Below are 20,393 nucleotides of genomic sequence, written 5' to 3' on the forward strand. Positions count from 1 at the left end.
AGGGGCGGGTTCAGCTAAAATCTATGTTTCTCACAGACAACATTGATCAACCCGCCCTTAATTTAATTCAGTTTACTCTCCGCACAACAACAAACGTAATAAAAAAAGATTATAAATGCACAGAATTTCTGCTACACCTGGCGGTTGGAGTCCTGAGACGGAAGGCGTTATTTTCATCGAACAAACGCCTGCACCGATTGTTTTTTTAACCGCAGCAGATACCGATATTCAAACCCTAGCTACCGCAGTTGATCAACTTCCGAGTGATTTTCCATCTCTACGAGTTGTGAACCTTTTACAACTGCAACAACAGTTAACCATCGATACCTATGCTGAGGATATTTTAACCCAAGCAAAAGTGATTATAATTCGACTTTTGGGCGGACGTTCCTATTGGAATTATGGCTTAGAAGTGGTTAAGGAAACTGTAGAAAAAACAGGTGCAAAATTAATCATCTTACCGGGAGATGATCGCCCTGACCCAGAGTTAATGAGTCATTCAACAGTATATCTTAATATTGTAAATCAACTTTGGAATTATTTCACCGAAGGCGGAATTGATAACTATACAAACGCTTTATTATTTATTGCGAAAACTTGTTTAAATAAACCCTATGATTATCAGCAACCTGTTTCCGTTCCTCGTGTTGGAATTTATCAAAATAAAATAGCATCGAAACCCAATATTCCTCAAGTGGGAATACTTTTTTATCGCGCTCATTATCTCTCGGGAAATATTCGCCCCATTGATGAACTTTGTAAAGCTTTAATTGAGCTAAAATTAAATCCCATCCCCCTGTTTGTTTCATCGTTGCGTGATCCAGATGTTCAAGCAGAAGTGTTGATGGAACTGCAAAAAAGCACAGATAATAATATTGAAATACTTCTGAATACAACTAGCTTTTCGATAGCTTCTATTGACGAAGATTCTACTGTAAATTCTCCTTTATTTAGCTTAGATATTCCGATTTTACAAGTCATTTTCAGCAGTCAAAGCATTCAACAATGGGAAGCAGACTTTCAGGGACTTTCACCGCGAGATGTGGCGATGAATGTCGCTTTACCTGAAGTGGATGGACGCATTATTACTCGTGCGGTATCTTTTAAGGCGGTAGAAACTTGGAACCAAAAGTTAGAAACTGACGTCGTTGGGTATATTCCTGTCAGCGATCGCATCAAATTTGTAGCCGATCTCGCCGCAAATTGGGTAAAATTACGCCAAAAAAAAGCTACAGAAAAACGTGTTGCGATCATCCTCGCTAACTACCCCACCGCAGATGGACGGTTAGCCAATGGAGTGGGGCTTGACACACCCGCCAGTTGTGTGCATATCCTCGAAGCATTGCAACAGGCAGGATACAAGATTCAAAATGTCCCAAAAACGGGAGAAGAATTGATTAAACGTTTAACTTCTGGGGTGACAAATGATCCAGAAGGGCGGGAACAGAGAAGCATTCAACAGTCATTAAATTGGGGTGATTTTCAACAGTATTTTTCTCGACTTCCTGAAACCATACAAGCGGCAATTTGTCAACGTTGGAATCTGGATTTTTCAGACCATTCTCATCCTGAAATATTCCCCATTTCCGGGATTAAACTCAATAATATTTTTGTGGGAATTCAACCCAGTCGCGGCTATGATCGTGATCCAAGTTTAAACTATCACGCCCCAGATTTAGAACCAACTCCTGACTATTTAGCCTTTTATTATTGGCTACGATATCAATTTGAAGCGGATGCGATTATTCATGTCGGAAAACATGGTAATTTGGAATGGTTGCCGGGAAAAAGTGTCGGATTATCTGAAACGTGTTATCCTGAAATTGCCTTCGGTGCAATGCCTCATTTATACCCATTTATTGTGAATGATCCGGGGGAAGGATCGCAGGCAAAACGTCGTTCGCAAGCGGTGATTTTAGATCATCTTACACCGCCTCTGACTCGCGCTGAACTCTACGGATCATTACAACAGTTAGAAGGGTTAGTCGATGAATATTATGAAGCACAAAGTTTAGATCCGTCTCGGCTACCGATGATTAAAAATAGGCTGCAAGATTTGATTAAAACTGAGAATTTAGATCAAGATTTAGGTTTAGTTGAAAATCAACTCAATCCACAAGCTTTAAATACCATTGATGGTTATTTGTGTGAACTGAAAGAAGCACAAATTCGCGATGGTTTACATATTTTTGGGCAATGTCCGACGGGGCGACAGTTAAGAGATTTAATTGTTTCTATCGCCCGAAATCCAAGTCCTCAGCGTTTAGGGCTGACTCGGGCTATCGCTGAAGATTGGCAATTAGAATTTGACCCGTTAACAACGGATTTTAGTAGATTTTTAAACCCAAAATTAACCTTGGAAAATAAAGTTTTTCTCACGGTTGGGGATGCGGTAGAAGTGTTAGAAAACTATGCCGCGAGTTTAGTTGAAAAAATTATCTCTGGTGAAACGGTAAACACTGGAAAATATACCCAAAAAGAGTTAAACTGGATAGAGACAAAACTCTTACCTAACTTACAAAAAACTCATCAAGAAGTCACTCACTTATTAAAAGGGTTAGAAGGGCGATATATTCCGAGTGGTTCATCGGGTGCGCCAACAAGAGGAAGACCTGATGTTTTACCGACTGGACGTAATTTTTATTCGGTTGATATTCGGGCTATTCCCACAGAAACAGCATGGAGAGTCGGTCAACTCGCAGCAGATGCTTTAATTGAACGTTATACTCAAGAAAATGGTGAATATCCACAAACATTAGGACTGTCTGTTTGGGGAACTTCTACGATGAGAACCGGAGGCGATGATATTGCTGAGGCGTTGGCGTTATTAGGGGTTCAACCTGTGTGGGATGGGCCTTCTCGTCGAGTGGTTGATTTTGAGATTTTACCTATTTCTATTTTAGGGCGTCCGCGTGTTGATGTAACGTTGAGAATTTCGGGTTTTTTCCGTGATGCGTTTCCGAATTTAATCGATTTATTTGATCAAGCAGTTGTAGCTGTTTCTCAACTAGATGAACCCCCAGAATTGAATCCTTTAGCGGCACAAGTGAAGCAAGAAACTGAAGGTTTAATGAAAGCAGGGTTAACAAAAGAACAGGCGGAAATGCGCTCTCGTTATCGTGTTTTTGGTTCAAAACCAGGTGCTTATGGTGCGGGTTTACAAGGGTTAATGGCGTCTCAAAATTGGACGGATGAACAGGATTTTGCGAGGGCTTATATTAACTGGAGTAGTTACGCTTATACGAGTCAGAATGGGGAGAGTCAAAGTAAGTTAGGGGGAATTTCGGCACCGGAAGCGTTTAAAAATCGTCTTGAAAAAATGCAGATTGTTTTGCAGAATCAAGATAACCGAGAACATGATATATTAGACTCGGATGATTATTATCAATTTCAAGGGGGTTTAACGGCTTCTGTTCGGGCTATTACGGGTAAAAATCCGCAAACTTATTTCGGTGATAATGCTCAACCCGAACGTCCGAAAGTGCGACAATTAAAAGAAGAAATAGCGAGGGTTTATCGTTCTCGAGTGATTAATCCCAAATGGATAGCTGGGGTGATGCGACATGGCTATAAAGGGGCGTTTGAAATGGCAGCAACGGTGGATTATTTGTTTGCTTATGATGCCACAGCAAACTGTGTGGAAGATTTCATGTATGAAGGCGTAGCAAAGGCTTATGTGTTGGATGAAACGGTGCAGAAGTTTATTCAAGAAAAAAATCCTTGGGCGTTGCGAGATATGGCTGAACGTTTGTTAGAAGCGAATCAACGGGGGTTGTGGCAAGCGTCAAATCAGAAAATATTAGAGGATTTAAGAACGATTGTACATGAAGCTGAAGGTGCTGTGGAAGCGGTGAACTCCTGATTAAAATAATTTGATAAAAATTTCTTCTCCCGATCCACTCAATTGAAACAATAAACTCTATAATACAAGATTGGACATCTAAAGTCTTGACTTTTATATACCCGATGGAATATCCACTAGGAGGTTTCCATGAATCTATTTCGTCGTTTAAAGTTCTCGGGGTTTTGGGGTTGGATTGTCGCGGCATTTCTGTTAGTCGTTACTGTGTTTAATTTCCAACAGAAACAAGTGAATAGTACCCCCTCAAGATCTCTGTCTAATGCTCAAAATCCAGCAATTGTCAACCCTGAAAATCCGTCAAATTCTGCTCAAAATTCCCAAATAGAAACGATTGCTAAATCTAACGCTTGCACTCAACAAAGTCCGTTTGATGAGTCTGTTAGATTTGCGTTGAGAGGGTCTAATTTAGCACAAACTGCAAAAACAAAGCAACAATGGGATGAAGTCGCCCGCAACTGGGTTCAGGCAGTGGCTTGGATGCAAGCGGTTCCTCCTAATAGTCCTAAACGGGCTTTTGCGGAGAAAAAAGTGGTTGAATATATGCGAAATTTAGCCTATTCGCAACAGCAAGCTGCTAAAACTCAAATGACGAGTCAGTTTCCGAGTTTTGATAGCGAATTTCTCGATCAACAATTGCAACTTTATTTGTCTTATCTCAGTACCGTTGGAAAACCTGATATTTTAATTGTCGGGAGTTCTCGCGCTTTGCAAGGAATTGATCCGAGAGAAATGAAACTGGCTTTAGCGGCGAAAGGTTATCAAGGCTTGAAAATTTTTAACTTCGGAGTTAATGGCGCAACCGCTCAAGTTGTTAACTATATTTTGAGGGAGGTATTAACACCGGAACAACTGCCAAAAATGATCGTTTGGGCGGATGGTGTACGAGCATTAAATAGTGGTCGAATTGATCGCACTTATCAATCCATTATGGCTTCAGAAGGACACAAACGTTTAGCCTCGGGCGTTCGTCCTCAATTGGCTCAAAATCAATCTGAACAGACCCAAATCTGTTATCAAATGCCAAAATCTTGTATGGCTCAACCGAAGTGGAATTTTCCTAAAGCCAGTCAAGAGAATCAACAGTTAGAAACAGAAATTGCTGTTGAACCTTTAGACTTAGAATCCGAATCTGAAACGTTTTATTTCGTTCAATTTGAACAGTCAGAAACGCCTCAATTGAATAATCTTTTGTATCGTTCCTCTGAGCCAATCACCGCTACACCTGTTTCCTTGGGTACGACTATTGATGCCAATGGATTTTTACCCCAATCTAATCGCTTTAATCCCAACACTTACTATCAACAACGTCCCTATGTTTCGGGTCAATATGATGGGGATTATCGAGCGTTTAATTTAGGGGGAGAACAGGCTAGAGCATTGAGTTTTCTGGTGGGATTTGTCAAGACGAGAAATATTCCGCTTGTTTTTGTGAATTTGCCCCTAACTGATGATTATTTAGATTCGTTTCGTTGGTGGGCAGAACAGGAATTTAGAAACCATATGCAGCGACTTTCCAAAGAGTATGGATTTCTCTTTATTGATCTCTCTGAACAAGCATTAACCCGTTATGAATATTTTGTTGATCCGAGTCATTTGAACCGTTATGGAGCCAGAGTTGTTGCTCAGAAATTAGTCGGACAATCTGCAATTCCTTGGCCGCGAGCGAAGTAATAACGATAGGAGAGAAAAACGTGCTAGAGGAACGGGATTATTGGGTTTGTTGGTCGCAAATTTCAGGAGTCGGGCCGATTTCCTTGCAACGCCTCCGCCTGCATTTTGGTACAGTCAAAACAGCTTGGGAAGCTTCTACTCAAGAGTTACAAAAAGTGGAGGGTTTTGGACGACAAACCGCCGAAAAAGTGGCAGAGCAGCGAGTCAAATTTGACTGCGATCAATTTATCAAAAGTCATTCCGAAAAAAACCCTGATTTTTGGACTCCTGCTGATACAGATTATCCGCGTTTACTCTTAGAAATTCCGACACCACCACCTGTTTTATATTATCGGGGAACCATTGAACCCGAAGAAAACCAAGGAATTAGACCGACTGTTGGGATTGTTGGAACTCGTGAACCTTCTGAATATGGGCGGCGTTGGACGCGCAAAATTAGCAGTGTATTAGCCAAAAGTGGCTTAACGATTATATCAGGAATGGCGGCCGGAATTGATACCGAAGCCCATTCTAGTTGTTTGGATGCAGGCGGACGAACACTGGCTATTTTTGGGACGGGAGTTGATATTATTTACCCCAAAGATAACCGTCAATTGTCTGAAAGAGTTATTCAAAATGGTTTAGTAATTAGTGAATATCCCGCAGGAACAAAGCCCAATCCTCGACATTTTCCCAGTCGAAATCGGATTATTGCGGGTTTAAGTCGAGCCGTATTTGTGATGGAAGCAGGTCAAAAATCAGGAGCATTAATTACCGCTTATGTGGCGAATGAGTTTTGTCGAGATGTGTATGTTTTACCTGGACGTTTAGATGATGAAAAGTCTCAAGGTTGTTTAAAGTTAATTAATGGGGGTGCGAGTTTAATTCCCGTAGAAATCGAAGAGTTATTAGAACAACTTGGCGCTATCCCAAAACTCGATACTCCTCAACAATTATCCTTGCTGGAACCGCCTGCAAAACCTCAACCTTCTATTCCGACTCTAGAACCGAATTTAGCCCAAGTTTTTCAGGCTATCTCTTCTGAAGCCACTGCTTTTGATATGATTGTTCAACAAACGGAATTAGAGGCGGCTATCGTTTCAAGTTCGTTGTTACAGTTGGAACTTTTGGGGTTAGTTTCTCAGTTACCCGGAATGCGTTATCAACGTTGTTAATTGTTGGTTAATGGTAGGGGCGGGTTCTGTAAGAGCTATAATATCACTCAGGGATTGAACTAAACCCGCCCCCAATATTAGAGCGACTGCCAGGGCGGGTTTATCAATGTAGTTTGTGGGATGAATAAATCTTTTTGAACCCGCCCTTACGTTAAGATGAATAAATCTATGCTAAACTCAATAAAAATTGTATTTTCCTCAAGACGTTAAACCGATGACGGATCATTCTTTTCCTCGCTTTCATCTCGCTTTTCCTGTATTAGACTTAGAACAAACTCGCTCTTTTTATAAAGATGTATTGGGGTGTATAGAAGGGCGAAGTAGTGAGAGATGGGTTGATTTTGACTTTTTTGGACATCAAATTACGGCTCATTTAGAATCATCAGAAGAGGGTGCGATTTCGACGAACTTTGTTGATGGTGAAAATGTTCCTGTGCGTCATTTCGGAGCGATTTTAGAGTGGAATGAATGGCATAAATTGTCTGAATCTTTACAAAATAAACAAATAGAATTTATCATTAAACCTCAAATTCGTTTTCAAGGACAAGTGGGTGAACAAGCGACTTTATTTATCAAAGATCCCAGTGGAAATGTCTTAGAGTTTAAATCGTTTCAAGATGAAAGTAATATTTTTGCAACGGATATGAAGGCTTAAACCCATTAATTTGACTTATTCCCATTCTTCTAATTCACTCACCCAATTTTGCAATGTTGCAATCATTTGTTCTCGTCGAGTTTCAAAGTTAGCCGCAATCCAAATTAACACTAAACCCACAATAAAACCAATAATCCATTTAAAAAATGAATAAATCGAATTGAGAATCAACAGTTGGTTAACAGCATTAATCAAGAATGTTACCGTACCCACGTATAAAAAAGCCCTAATTCGCAATCCTAAGCCGATAAAAATGGCAATCAAACTAATAAAACCGGGAATAATTCCAGTCCATTGATTCGTTAACAATGCGGCTACACAAATCATACCTATTCCACAAATTCTAATCCAATGACGCAAGAGTTTTTGTTCGGGACGTTGTAAACTGGGATCAACTTGGGCAAAATATAACAAAGACAATCCGGGAAGAAGTGTATCACCTAAAGCACCTAAATTATTTTCTGTTAACAATAACCAGCGATAATAAGCAAAATTGATTAATCCAATACTAAAATAAGTGAGTTTAATATTGCCCGTAAATCGAGCTAAAACCACATATAAAATAATGGCTAAACTAACAGAAATATACCAAGATAGTTCTAAGTTTGACCCTGCCATAATTGTTGTAAAAACCACAGTCAAGACGGGTATAATCATCGCGACTCGCCGCCAGGGTTTAAGCTGCCATCCCCAACTTTCCCAAGGAATAAAATAAATAAAATACGCAATGAGAGAGGCAATGGCACCGCTCCAGGGAATTAATAATCCTTCTAAATTCAAAATATCGCTAATAAAGTAAGTCATTGCTGCGGCTTGTAAACATCCAATATAAACCCAAAATTCCGCTTCAATAGCATTAGAATGATAACGACCTTGAAAAATGGCATATCGAGTTAAAAAGATTCCGATTCCTAAACTTAACCAGGAGTTGAGTTCAGAAGGAAGAGACAGAGAAGCTATTAAAAAACAGCTACTCATTGCCCAGTGAAGATGAGCAATATTTTTCACTTCATTCTCACTCAGATGTAGATAATGAATGAGTTGAGGTGATAATAGACGATAAACGTAAAGGATTGTTGTTCCTAAGCCTGCAAAGGCAATGAATTGTTCTCCAATGGGGGCAGAATATGTGTTATAAAATAATAGTTGATAAGCCGCGAGGGAAACGCCAAAAATCCCCATATAGGTTAGAGGTTTTAACTCAGGACTCCGCCGCCCGACTCCGATTAAAATGAATGCTAGGATAAATAAACTGGTTCCTGTCCAGTTATCAAAACTGCCGGATGACCTTAAAACTGCACCAAATATTCCGTAAAATAGGGGTAGAATTTGCCAGGGATTGGATAGATGATGAATTCTATTTCTATGTCGCCAATAATCTCCTAAAATTTGGGTGATTAATCCTAAAATTAGATTGGCAATGGATAAATTAAAAAGGGCGTTGTCTGTAAAGCTGAGAACGTGAGCCATTAAAAGTTCGAGTTGCCAACCGAAAATGTAAACGAAAAAAGGGAAAGTTGAGTCTTCTGTCTCTGATGGGGGAGGATTGAAAAGCCGAATCATCACTGCTATAATTGAGATAAAAGTTGCTACAGTGATTGGAATTGACGGGGTTAAAAGTTGCCAATAAATTCCCACAACATACCCGGTTAAACCGATTAATTCAACCCAACATAAAAGGACTGTCCAGCTTTCGATAGCAATAGCATACAGAACCGTGATAGAATTCGATAAGCGGTTTAATATAGCCTGACCTATCCAGAGTAAATTGAGCGCAATTGCCCCCACAACTAACCCGCGTGCTAAAGTTAAATCGGGGATAGTTTCCCAGGCTAAAAATCCTGAAAAAGTTAACCCAAAACCTACGGTTAGAATAGCTGAAAGTTGACTTTGAAGATGATTGGTATTCAAAATCATTACCGCAGTGCCAACACCCCAACTGATTAACCGAATTCCAGGGATTCTAAATACCAGTAATTGTAATAATATTGCTCCTATAATACTGAATTGACTGGCTAATTGTCGGCGTTGGGGAATCAGACGAGCGATACTGGTTAATGCAATTGGAGTCATTAACCACATAATTCCCCATTGACTCAACCCTTGACAAGTAAAGTTTTCACAGAAAGAAGCGGAATTCTCAGTTGAATGACCATAAAAGAATTGATAACTCAAACCTGCTAAGATTAATCCCATGTGCCAAGCACTTTTGAGAATGGAATGCGGAATTAGGATGGTTTGTGAGCGAGTAAAAATGGTGTAGAATAACCACTCTAATATCATCAATACAATTGATAATATTCCCCATTGTTCTAAACGAAGTTGAGGAAAAAATAATTCAATAAAACTGGCTAAAGTTAGTAAACCTGTAACATGGGTAAGATAAACGAGAAAAACCCTTGGGGATTGACGCCGAATCGTATAAACGACTAAAATCAGTGTAGATGCTAATAAGTTAAGCGATCGCACAACGGGATCAAGAAGCGAAATTGCTGTTAAAATCACACCCAATCCTAAGCTAATTTTCTCTCCAAATCGAGCTAAATTTTGCTTTTGCTGCTGATGAATCCAGTCCGTTAATGCTAGCATCAACCCTAAATAAATCAATCCCACTAAACCTAGTAATACCCAAGGATTATCCTGAGATTGCGTGATTTGGAGAGAAAATTCTATAATATTTTGTTGGCTTTCTATAGGAATTAAACGCCAAACTAAACTAAACGCTTGAAGTCCAATCGCAAAAATCAAAGCTAAATCTTTCTGGTGCCAAAACTGTCTTAAATTGATTCCAAAAATTACCAACGCAATGCTACTCACGCCTAAAGCTTGTTCGGGTTGATTTTCGATAGAAACAAGCCAACCTGCGGCTAATAGAAGATAAGCAAATGGTTGTAAAATAACCTCTGAATAAAGAGATAATAAGCCTCCAGTTAACCCTAAAGCAAATCCGAATTGAGAAACATCAAGATTGACGACAAAAATGGCTCGCCACCAGAGAAAAGCGACAGGAACAAGGCAAAATATTAAAGGTAAGTTTTCCAGCCTGTTTAAGCTAATCTGTTCCTGTTCCTGACGACGACAAAAAGTAACAAATCCAGTCCCAATAATTCCTAAATAAACAGCAATCAATGGAAAGCCTGGTACTCTCCAACCTAATTGTAAATAACTGAGTCCGAGTTGATTCAGAATTAGCAATGCTTGGAGTGAAATTCCGGGGGATTCTCTTGCCGTTGAAATGGGATTGAAAAGAATTGTAATTCCTGTTAAAATAATGATAGCGATCGCACCAAATAAAGCGGTGATGGAATCCAGTAATCCTAAACTATCAATCGCCCAAAAATTTAGCGGAATTAACAGCAATGTCACCCATTTTAAGGTTTGTGAAGTTAAAGGCAGACTACTGTTCATTCCCAGCCAAACCGTAGCGATAAAAAACCCTAAAGTATAAGCAAATAAGACTCCATATTGAGCAATCGTTGGTAATTCTTGCCATCGGCTCGCGACTAATACCCCTGAAGAAACCAACACCATAAATAATCCCAAAAATAGCAGCCATCGCACGCTAAATTCGGCTTGAAAAGAAGACCACAAACGGGAAGGTAAATTGACTAGATTGCGACGGGATTGACCTTGATCGACTGCGACAGGTATTGTTAGACTGGGGCTTTCCTGAACTGTTGCTGAAGAGGCTATCTCAACTGAAGTATCAGGCGGAGGCGGAAGCGGTTGACTGAGATATTGCTGACTAAGTTGAAGCAGTTGTTCATCAGACAACAAACCTAAGTGCAACCATGCTTCTAAACCCTCTAACAAAACCGGATTGTCAGCCCGAACACGAATTTGAATTTCAATAAATTTGATTAGAGGAGAAGACATGAGTTTAAAAATGAAGAAATCGATCTGATCTTCTGGAGTGAGGCTAAGATAACATAATCGCTTTTCAAATAGCAATAAAGTCGGGAAAGGATTAAAATCTTTTTACAAAACTTAGAGTTGATTTAGATTAATAATCAGATTCGGGAACAAAATCCAGGGTCAATTCAGTCTGTTCTTCAAAGAAATCTAGAGAATATTTCAACAATGGCTAATCTTTTAATTCAAGCCGATTTTTCAGGCTCGGTTGATAGCAGTCGTTTTGCTGTACTGGGAAGTCTTCAAGACGATAATATTACGTTTCCGATTGAACTTCAAGATGAGCAGGGAAATCTTCTAACCTCCAATGCAGATGTTAGCCAACTCGAAATTTTACTTCGTGACGGAAATGATCGTTTAGAGGGTTCAACTCTTCAGAGAAATAGCGAATTAATTGTAGTTGGAAACCAAGGAGATGACGAAATTATCGGAAGCTTCAACGCGGATACTCTGTTTGGGGGACAGGATGGAGATGATATTTTTGGGGGAGATGGCGACGATCAAATCTTTGGAAACTTAGGGGATGACTTTGTTTTGGATGGCGGACTTGGAAATGACGCCGTTTTTGGGGGTCAAGGTGACGATTATGTACGGGGTGGAGAAGGAGATGATCAAGTCTTTGGCGATCGCGGAAATGACGTGATTCATGGGGATGGAGGGGTTGATCTCCTAACAGGTGGTGAAGGTCGAGATCAATTTATCATTGATTTAATGTTAGAAACTCCCACTAATAATCCCAACTTTGTTGATACGATTACCGACTTTACATCCGGTGAAGATGAGATTACAATTTTTGGTATAGATTCAGCGTTTATTGAGGTGAGTAACTTAACTTCTGTTGGGGGTTCGTCTGGATTTATTCTCTACGATATTCGGGATGGTGACATCGGTTCCGGTAGTGAAACTCCTATTGCTTTTATTAACCAAAACCCCGGTCTAACAACTGCATTAACGGTGGGTACAGATATTTTTGTGATTTAATCTACTAAAAAATAGGTAAAAATCGTAAATTTTATAGCCCACAAAAATGCTGAGGCACATTCTAGGAAAATCTCTAGACGTGCGCCTCAAAGTCAAGCTGTTAAGCTTTTTTCATTGTGGAATCTCTCTTTTCTGACTCTCGGAACTTAAATCACGTAGCCATTGAATCGAGAGACTGCAATTTCCGCTTAAGATTTAGTAATCGCTCGAATAGCGATCGCGCTTGCGACCTCCTCCAAATGAATTTTTCTTTTCAGGCGGTCGCGCTTTATTGACCTTGAGATCGCGTCCCATCCATTCGGCTCCATCAAGAGCTGCTATTGCGGCGTCTTCTTCAGACTCCTGCTTCATTTCGACAAATGCAAATCCTCGGGGGCGACCTGTTTCGCGGTCAGTTGGAATACTAATCCGTTGGACGGTGCCATATTCAGAAAATACGTCCTTGAGATCATCTTCCTTGACGTCGTAAGACAGGTTACCTACATAAATCGACATACGTTACTTCCAAAATCAGACGAATGTGAAAGATAGACATTTCGGAAGACAAGCTAGAGCCTATGAAACAGAACAAACGACTTGTACTGAAAGCAATAACTGCTACCGATACCTACTCTTTCATACTTATTGTAACACGATGAGTTCCAGTTAAGAGCTGAATCAGCGATTATCAATCAAAAATACCCCAAAATCCCTTGGCTAGAAGTATTACCTCAGTTCTAACTCTTCGCTAACTATAAGCCCTTCTCCCCTGCTTCTGGAGTTGAGTCGGGTGACGCCGGAAGTTCAACTCGCCAAAGCCATCCTTTTTTATACATTTCTTCAACTTTGGCTTGGTAAATTTCCTCGATTCCTTTAATTAATACATCAGACGGACGATACAAAAAGATATCACTAAAATTTTCATCAGGAAGTAGAGGAATATTCGACTGTACAACAAGTTGTAGATAAACATCGGACTTCAGTCGATGGCTAAAGGGCAGAATTCTTCCGGGTTCGGCATCACTAATCACCAGAGGAGTGGGAGAGAGATTGACAATTTCAGCAACAGCCGGAACATAACGGCTTCGGGTATAACTTTTATGCCACCAAACCGGATGTAAAGAACTCACTAAACTGGATAAAATTCCGCTCACTGCGACCGCCCAAAAAATAGATTTCCAGCGTTTTTTTTGTTTTAAATTGAGGAAATTATCACTAATTTTATGAGTCAAAAGATAAGCCCAGGAAATCTGCAAACCCAAATAAGCCGGAATTCCATAACGAGTAATGGTTGATTGTTGTCCTCCGAATAATAAATCAGGTAACATCAAAGCCGTTCCGGTGACTCCCATTAACGCCATCACAAAAAACCAAGTTTTAACCGGAGTATTTTTAATCAAAATGTAAACAGAAGATCCGGCGAGAAAAATAATCAGATACAAGATTGGATTTAATAAACTGAAGCCTTGATTAAAATCAAAAATAATTCGGGTTAAATTCAAACCCCAAAATAACAGGATATTTTCGTCTCGACTCACCCGATGAGAGCTAGTATTATCGACTAAATCAGGAAAATTATTAAAAACAATCACTAACCAAGGCGAAAAGAGAACAACACTCAATAAAACCGCAGCCAAAGCCGGAATGATATAGTCTAACTTGCGCCATTGTTTCAGCCCAAACAAATAAATACCATGAGCCAAATAAACCAACACTGAAAACAGATGAGAATACAGTCCTAACGTTATACTAAACGCATAGATTCCCCAAGCAAAAACTTTAGATTTAACCGCTTTATCAGTTTGTGTGACTCGCAACGCCTTTAAGAATGCAGCACTTGAAAATAAAATGATAAACGTCCATAAACTATAGGCGCGAGCTTCTTGAGCATACAAAATATGAAAGGGAGAAATCGCAATAATTCCCATCGCCACCCAACCGACAGTCTCCGACTGAAACAGTTCTAAACATAACCAATATATCGCTGGAAAACAGAGCAAACTAATCAACGCTGATAAACAGCGAATCGTCGCCACAGAATGATTAAAAATTTGCATCCAGAACCGAGCTAATAAATAGTAAAATGGAGAATGTTCGGGATGTTTTCTAAAGGTCGTAAAAGCATCTTTTAAACTTTTTTCTGCGGTCGGATATTGATAAATTTCAACTAAATCTCTAGCACTAATAATTTGACCTGTATAAACTTGGGGAATCAAATCATCATGCAAATAACCCGAACTTCTCAACGAGGTATGAACTTCATCATACCAATAGACTTTATAACCCAAATTAACAAACCGAAAGGCAATTCCTACGATGAGAAGAAGCGCCGCAAACTGTTGTAACCATCGGGTGGTAGATTTTGATTGTTCCATTATTGGATTTTGATCAGACTGTTCACTGATTTTACATTGAATCTGAGTAATTATTACATCATCGATTAATTAACGCAAAAGTTATTAAAAGTATTAAGAGAAAAGATGTTCTAGGCTATTTTCCATTCCGTTTCTGGAACGTTGGCGTTCACCATGATATTGCGTAGAGTGCCAACAGGAAGATCTCGTCGGGATCGGGTTCAAGATAAAGTGCTATCGCTTCGCGAATATTTTCTAAGGCTTCTTCTTCGGTTTCTCCTGCGGACACACAACCGGGCAATTCTGGACACCAAACAGCCCAATCTCCGGTTTCCGAATCAGTTTCAAGCACAACACGCCATTTCATATTTCTATCTCCTTGGTTGGCATTTTGTTTAAAATTAGCGACAGCTATTTACAGCTTTAACCAGCCAAACATCTCCCCAACGGTTAACTTAAATTCTCCCATAAATTCAGGAATAGGTAATTCATCGGTTTCGGTTTGAAAGAGTTGAGGTTGTTGTTGGTGGGGAAAAACTAAAACCGATTCTTCTTCCGGGTAAATTAACCATCCCAAACTGCTACCGTTATTCAAACAATGTAGAATATTTCCAGTAACTAGACCCGGGCTTTGATTGGGAGAAAGAATTTCAATTGTCCAATCGGGATAAGTATTAAAAACATTAATAATATTACCGTTTTCATCTCGGGGAATTCTCTCCCACGAGAAAACTGTTACATCGGGAACAATTGAACGTCCGCCAAAAGTACACCGAAGTTCGGGAAAAGCACGAGCAATGCGCTGACGACTAACCAAGCTATTAATAGTAAGAATTAATTCGGCTTGGATGGTGCTATGTTTACCTTGGGGCATGGGCTTTTTAACAATTTTACCGTCAATATATTCGCTGGCGGGTTTCGTTTCTGGTAATGCCAAAAATTCTTCTAGCGTGAGTTGACGTTCAGAAATCTCGATGATAGGTCATCCCCTCCTTTTTCGGTTGCAAGTTTTGTTTGATTGTAGCAAAATTTTCGCGGAAAAATAGATTCATCAATTGTTTGGGCGATATCACCTCCTTGGGCTTATTTTACAATTTAATAATATGATGTCCGGCTGATTAATTTTGTTAGGGGTGGGGCGGGTTTAACTAAATCTCGGAGTAGTAGTCAAGATATTGAAGAACCCGCCCCTACGAAACGGATTATTGATTAGTCGGATATCATATAAGTATTTAATGAGTTAATATTCTAGCCGTAAACGTAATAAAATATAGCCTGTTTCTGGATGGAGATGTTCATCAACGGGAATAAAACCATATTGTTGATAAAAAGCCCGCCCCGCTTGATTTTCTTGAAAAACTTCCACAAAAAGTTGACTTCGCAATGTTTTCGCCCAATCAATTAAAGCCCGTCCAATTCCCTGGCGTTGAAATTGAGGATCAACAAAAATCGCCCCTACCTCGTTATCTAATAAGGAAATAAACCCCAACACCAGGTTATCCCGTTCAAAAACCCAGGTTTCTGCTGCGGGTAAATAAACCTTTGGTATGTTTTGACGTTCGGTTTCTAGAAAAGCTTCATCCAAAAAAGAATGGGCTATTTTAGAGGCGGAATACCAAACCTCTAACAAACGGTTGAGATCCTGTTCTTGGTAAGGGCGAATCATGGGTTTAAATCAATTCAATTAATCGCTGCTAGTTTGGGCTAAATTTTCCCTTTCTTTGAGTTTAGAGGCGACAAAATGCCAAACCAAACCCACTGCAATTAATCCTAACCCAATTAACCAAACTTGCCACTCGATCCAAAAGGCTAAAAATAAGCCGGAAAATAAGGCAAATAAACTCATCCAAACGGGATATAATCGTTGTTCATCACTCAAACGCAACGCCGCCAAACCGACAATTCCGCAGCGCCATAACGAACCAAAAGCACTTAACGACCAAGTGGTTTTTACATCCCCCGTTAAAACCAAAAGTCCCACAGTAATACTAATAAAAATCACCGCCCAATAGGGTGTAGTTCCGGCTGGATTTAACTGAGCAATTAATTTCGGCATATCGCCCCGTCTTCCCATTGCTAATAATAACCGAGATAAACCTAAAATAATACTCAATAACACGCTTAAAGTTGCGGTAATTGCCCCAATTGCTAACAGCGTTTTTGCACCGGGAATTCCTAAACTTGCGGCTACAACTTCTAACGGTGCGGCTTCTTCGGAGGCAATTCCTAATGCTTCGGGGCCAATTGTTCCCAAACTCACAAGGGCAACACCCATGTAAATTATCGTGGTAATTGCCAAAGTGACTAAAACAGCTTTCGGGATATTTTTCCGAGGTTCTGTAATTTCTTCCCCTAACATTGTAATTCGGGCGGGACCGTTATAAGCAACAAATAATAAAGCCACAGATTCGAGGAAGTTTTTAGAGCCTGTTTTCAAGTCAATTTCTGCAAATTCTACGGGTAAAAATCCCTTTTGAGATAAGACAAATCCTCCGGCAATAATTAAGAAAAATAAGGCAAATAAAGTAATCGAAAGAATCACCGTTGTAGCAGCTTTAGACCGTCGCATTCCGCCCAAGACCACAACAGTTAAAGCCAAAACAGCAAGTTCGGCAACGGGAACTAAAAACGCCTTTGAAATGCCAATCGTATTAATTAAATAACTAGAAAAACCGAGTGCAGCCGTCGCCGCCACTGCCGTTTTTCCGAGTAGATACATCCACCCTCCGGTAAAACCAAACCAAGAGTTAAGATACTTGTAACCGTATTCATAAATACCGCCACTAACGGGATGACTGGCGGCGAGTTGGGCGAGATTCAAACTATTAGCAATTTGCAAAATTCCCGCAACAACCAACGCCCCAATCACCCCATAACCGGATAAGGCTGCGGCTAAACCCAAACTGACAAAAATTCCGACACCAATAACCGATCCTAACCCCATAATTGTGGCACCAAACCAACCTAATTCGCGTTTAAGTTGTTGGGGAGAATGCTGGGATGCAGACATACTTTTTTCTTTCCTTAATTCGGCTACCTTCTAAAAATAGGGGTATGAATTCAGCACACCCCTTTCGGTTAATTTACAAAAGCAGACAAGAACGGATTTTCGGATTAAGTGATCTGTTGAAAGCATAGATTTATGCGTCCAGTGTATTCGGTTAATCCGTTTTTCCCGCTCAAATCTGTTTCCTCAATTAGTTTTGTTGGAGGGTCGATAAACTGGAGTTGGAGTCAACAGCAGCCATCTGTTTGGTTTGAACCATTGTCGCTTGTAGCATCGGAGTCCGACTAATGGAATTATTCGCTAAATTAAACAACGGACTGGATAGAATTCCGGCTAAGGAAGTGGCAATCAATGAAAGCACTAACCCCACTTGTAAAGGCCGCATTCCCGGCAAATTCCAGCGAATTGCAGGATAGTTTTTCACCGCATCTGACATTTCTTGCGGCTCTTTCACCACCATCATTTTAACCACACGAATGTAGTAGTAAATTGACACGACACTGGTGACTAATCCTAACAACACTAAGCCATATAATCCGGCTTGCCAACCTGCCCAAAACAGGTAAATCTTACCGAAAAATCCAGCTAGAGGCGGAATTCCACCCAAGGACAGTAAACAAATACTTAAACCCAAAGTTAGGAGCGGATCTTTTTGATATAAGCCGCTATATTCACTAATTTGATCCGTTCCGGTTCGCAGCGAGAACAGAATTACGCAGGTAAAACCGCCCAAGTTCATAAACAAATACACCAACAGATAAAAGATCATGCTGGAGTAACCCGCTTCTGTTCCGGCGATTAACCCGATCATCACAAATCCCGCTTGGGCGATGGAGGAATAAGCCAACATCCGCTTCATGCTGGTTTGGGCGAGGGCGACTACATTTCCCAACACTAAACTGAGAATTGCCAACGCCGTGAACACAAACCGCCACTGATCGTTAACAAGGGGAAACGCATTCACTAATAACCGTATCGCTAGGGCGAACCCTGCCGTTTTGGAACCGACAGACAAAAACGCCACAACCGGAGTTGGTGAACCTTCGTAAACGTCGGGTGTCCATTGGTGGAAGGGAACCGCCGAGATTTTAAAGGAAATCCCCGCAATCACAAAAACAAGGGCAATCACCAAGCCGAGAGATTCACCCGCCCCGGATGTAGCCAGGACTTTGGCGATCGCATCAAGCTGAGTTTCGCCGCCAGAGAGTCCATACAGCAGCGATAACCCGTAGAGGAACACAGCCGAACTTGACGCCCCAATCAGCAGGTATTTCAACGCTGCTTCGTTGGAACGAGGATCGCGTTTGGTGTAGCCTGTCAACAGGTATGATGAAATACTCAGGGTTTCTAGGGAGACGAAAATCATCACCAATTCCGTCGCTCCCGACAGGAACATTCCCCCCAAAGTGGCAGTTAGCAGAATGCAGATAAATTCGGCTAGGGCTGTACCTGTTTGTTCGACATAGCGAACCGACATCAAAATCGTCACCATTGCAGACAGGGCGATGATGCCGCGAAATATCACGCTGAGGGCGTCGCCGTTAAAACTGCCCAAAAATGAGACGGTATCGCTGCTACTCCACTGATAGCACAAGGCGACAATAGAGGCGAGAAGACCTGCGATCGCCAGATAAGGTGTCCAGCGAGAAGAAGCGGTTCGTCCGACGATCAGATCTCCGACTAAAACGGCTAAGAGGGTAATAATCACAATCCCCTCTGGCAAGATCGTTCCAGCGTTTAACTGGGCTGCAATACTCGAAAAATCCATAAGCTTCGATGATTGGATAATACCCATGACTGGTTATTGAACGCCAGTCAGAGCGAAACACATCCGACAATATAATCTTTCTCTCTGTCTTGATTCAAGAGGACAAGCAGATCACAAGTCAAAACAAACAGCTAAAACCGTAGACTGTACTCTTACAGAGAGATGAAGCGAACAGCTTAAATTGTATAGTAGTAGGATGGGTTTAAAAAGACGATAATACGGGTTAACTGATCTGATGATACAGCTATTTAACACAATCTTAAATTTCCAAAAACGCTTTGTGCATTTGATTTTACCAACTATCCTGGCTGTTGTGATTGCCCTACTCGGGGCGACACCTGCGATCGCAACGGGGGTTTATCAAATGCCGAACTTAACCCCTGGTGATCCCAGTTGGATCGTCGATGAAGGTGATGTTCTCAGTTTTAGCAGCGAACGTCAGATTAACCAAAAATTATCAGAACTTGCTGATCAAACGGGTTATGAAGTTCGTCTGGTGACGCTACGCCGCTTTGACTATGGGGAAACTGCCGATAGCTTTACCGAGGCGTTGTTTAACAAATGGTTCCCGACTCCTGAAGCGGGTGCTAACCAAATTTTGTTAGTGTTGGATGTTCTCACCAACAATAGCGCAATTCTCACCGGAGAAGGCGTTAAGTCCCTGCTGAGTGATCAGATTGCCGAAAGTGTAGCCAAAGAAACGTTACAAGTGCCTATCCGAAATGGTAATAAGTATAATGAAGCTTTCCGAGGCGTGAGCGATCGCTTGGTCACGGTATTATCGGGAAATCCTGATCCTGGCCCCCCTAGCGATGAACAACAGGTGCAAGTCGAAAGCACTTTTAAGTCAGCCGAAGAAACCGATGATCAAACGGCTACAATTATAGTTGTCATTGTGTTGATAGTGGCAACCGTTGCACCGATGGCAACTTACTTCTATCTGCAACGCTCTTAGAGATTTTGAGGATGTAGGGATAGCAGGGATTACAGAGGAGAATCTTTTCCAGCTCAAAATTCAATGTCCGATATCCCTAGTCCCGATTATCAATC

14 protein-coding genes are annotated in these 20,393 nt (G+C 40.8%); 6 read left to right on the forward strand and 8 right to left on the reverse strand.

Going from position 1 to position 20,393, the window contains the following annotated elements; all coding sequences use genetic code 11:
• Positions 1 to 115: 115 nt before the first annotated feature.
• From cobN to VB836_RS20830, 4 genes are all read left to right on the forward strand, one after another.
• The gene (gene cobN, locus VB836_RS20815) at positions 116 to 3,862 is read left to right on the forward strand and encodes a cobaltochelatase subunit CobN (RefSeq protein WP_323222168.1); all 3,747 of its coding nucleotides are present in this window, start codon (positions 116 to 118) and stop codon (positions 3,860 to 3,862) included.
• Between the two features lie 129 nt (positions 3,863 to 3,991).
• Positions 3,992 to 5,533, forward strand: coding sequence for a hypothetical protein (locus VB836_RS20820; RefSeq protein WP_323222170.1), 1,542 nt, complete (start codon positions 3,992 to 3,994; stop codon positions 5,531 to 5,533).
• A gap of 20 nt (positions 5,534 to 5,553) precedes the next feature.
• Positions 5,554 to 6,687, forward strand: a complete 1,134-nt coding sequence (dprA, locus tag VB836_RS20825; RefSeq protein WP_323222172.1) for a DNA-processing protein DprA — start codon at positions 5,554 to 5,556, stop codon at positions 6,685 to 6,687.
• Between the two features lie 214 nt (positions 6,688 to 6,901).
• On the forward strand, positions 6,902 to 7,342 hold the full coding sequence (locus VB836_RS20830; protein WP_323222175.1) for a VOC family protein: 441 nt from the start codon (positions 6,902 to 6,904) through the stop codon (positions 7,340 to 7,342).
• A gap of 15 nt (positions 7,343 to 7,357) precedes the next feature.
• Here VB836_RS20830 and VB836_RS20835 read toward each other — a convergent pair whose 3' ends face one another.
• Positions 7,358 to 11,218, reverse strand: coding sequence for a hypothetical protein (locus VB836_RS20835; RefSeq protein ID WP_323222177.1), 3,861 nt, complete (start codon positions 11,216 to 11,218; stop codon positions 7,358 to 7,360).
• Between the two features lie 204 nt (positions 11,219 to 11,422).
• On the opposite strand from VB836_RS20835, the gene VB836_RS20840 reads away from it, so the two are divergent.
• Positions 11,423 to 12,235 (forward strand): calcium-binding protein, encoded by an 813-nt coding sequence (locus tag VB836_RS20840; protein ID WP_323222179.1) that lies wholly within the window; start codon positions 11,423 to 11,425, stop codon positions 12,233 to 12,235.
• Positions 12,236 to 12,430: 195 nt separating this feature from the next.
• Here VB836_RS20840 and VB836_RS20845 read toward each other — a convergent pair whose 3' ends face one another.
• From VB836_RS20845 to VB836_RS20875, 7 genes are all read right to left on the reverse strand, one after another.
• Positions 12,431 to 12,730 carry an RNA recognition motif domain-containing protein gene (locus VB836_RS20845; RefSeq protein WP_046279365.1) on the reverse strand — a complete coding sequence of 100 codons (300 nt, stop codon included), beginning with the start codon at positions 12,728 to 12,730 and terminating at the stop codon, positions 12,431 to 12,433.
• Between the two features lie 236 nt (positions 12,731 to 12,966).
• On the reverse strand, positions 12,967 to 14,589 hold the full coding sequence (locus VB836_RS20850; protein ID WP_323222181.1) for a glycosyltransferase family 39 protein: 1,623 nt from the start codon (positions 14,587 to 14,589) through the stop codon (positions 12,967 to 12,969).
• 148 nt (positions 14,590 to 14,737) lie between these two features.
• On the reverse strand, positions 14,738 to 14,935 hold the full coding sequence (locus VB836_RS20855) for a type II toxin-antitoxin system HicB family antitoxin (protein ID WP_323222183.1): 198 nt from the start codon (positions 14,933 to 14,935) through the stop codon (positions 14,738 to 14,740).
• A gap of 48 nt (positions 14,936 to 14,983) precedes the next feature.
• Positions 14,984 to 15,547 (reverse strand): Uma2 family endonuclease, encoded by a 564-nt coding sequence (locus tag VB836_RS20860; protein ID WP_323222258.1) that lies wholly within the window; start codon positions 15,545 to 15,547, stop codon positions 14,984 to 14,986.
• A gap of 261 nt (positions 15,548 to 15,808) precedes the next feature.
• Complete coding sequence (locus VB836_RS20865; protein ID WP_323222184.1) at positions 15,809 to 16,234, reverse strand: GNAT family N-acetyltransferase; 426 nt, start codon at positions 16,232 to 16,234, stop codon at positions 15,809 to 15,811.
• 18 nt (positions 16,235 to 16,252) lie between these two features.
• Positions 16,253 to 17,578 carry an APC family permease gene (locus tag VB836_RS20870; protein ID WP_323222186.1) on the reverse strand — a complete coding sequence of 442 codons (1,326 nt, stop codon included), beginning with the start codon at positions 17,576 to 17,578 and terminating at the stop codon, positions 16,253 to 16,255.
• Positions 17,579 to 17,765: 187 nt separating this feature from the next.
• On the reverse strand, positions 17,766 to 19,343 hold the full coding sequence (locus VB836_RS20875) for an NAD(P)H-quinone oxidoreductase subunit N (RefSeq protein ID WP_323222188.1): 1,578 nt from the start codon (positions 19,341 to 19,343) through the stop codon (positions 17,766 to 17,768).
• A 235-nt stretch (positions 19,344 to 19,578) separates the two neighbouring features.
• Here VB836_RS20875 and psb32 point away from each other — a divergent pair, with 235 nt between their 5' ends.
• Positions 19,579 to 20,298: a photosystem II repair protein Psb32 gene (gene psb32 / locus VB836_RS20880; RefSeq protein WP_323222190.1), complete on the forward strand. Its 720-nt coding sequence runs from the start codon at positions 19,579 to 19,581 to the stop codon at positions 20,296 to 20,298.
• Positions 20,299 to 20,393: the final 95 nt, after the last annotated feature.

This window comes from Limnoraphis robusta BA-68 BA1, from assembly GCF_034932365.1.
In the GTDB taxonomy this organism is placed as follows: Bacteria; Cyanobacteriota; Cyanobacteriia; order Cyanobacteriales; family Microcoleaceae; genus Capilliphycus; species Capilliphycus robustus.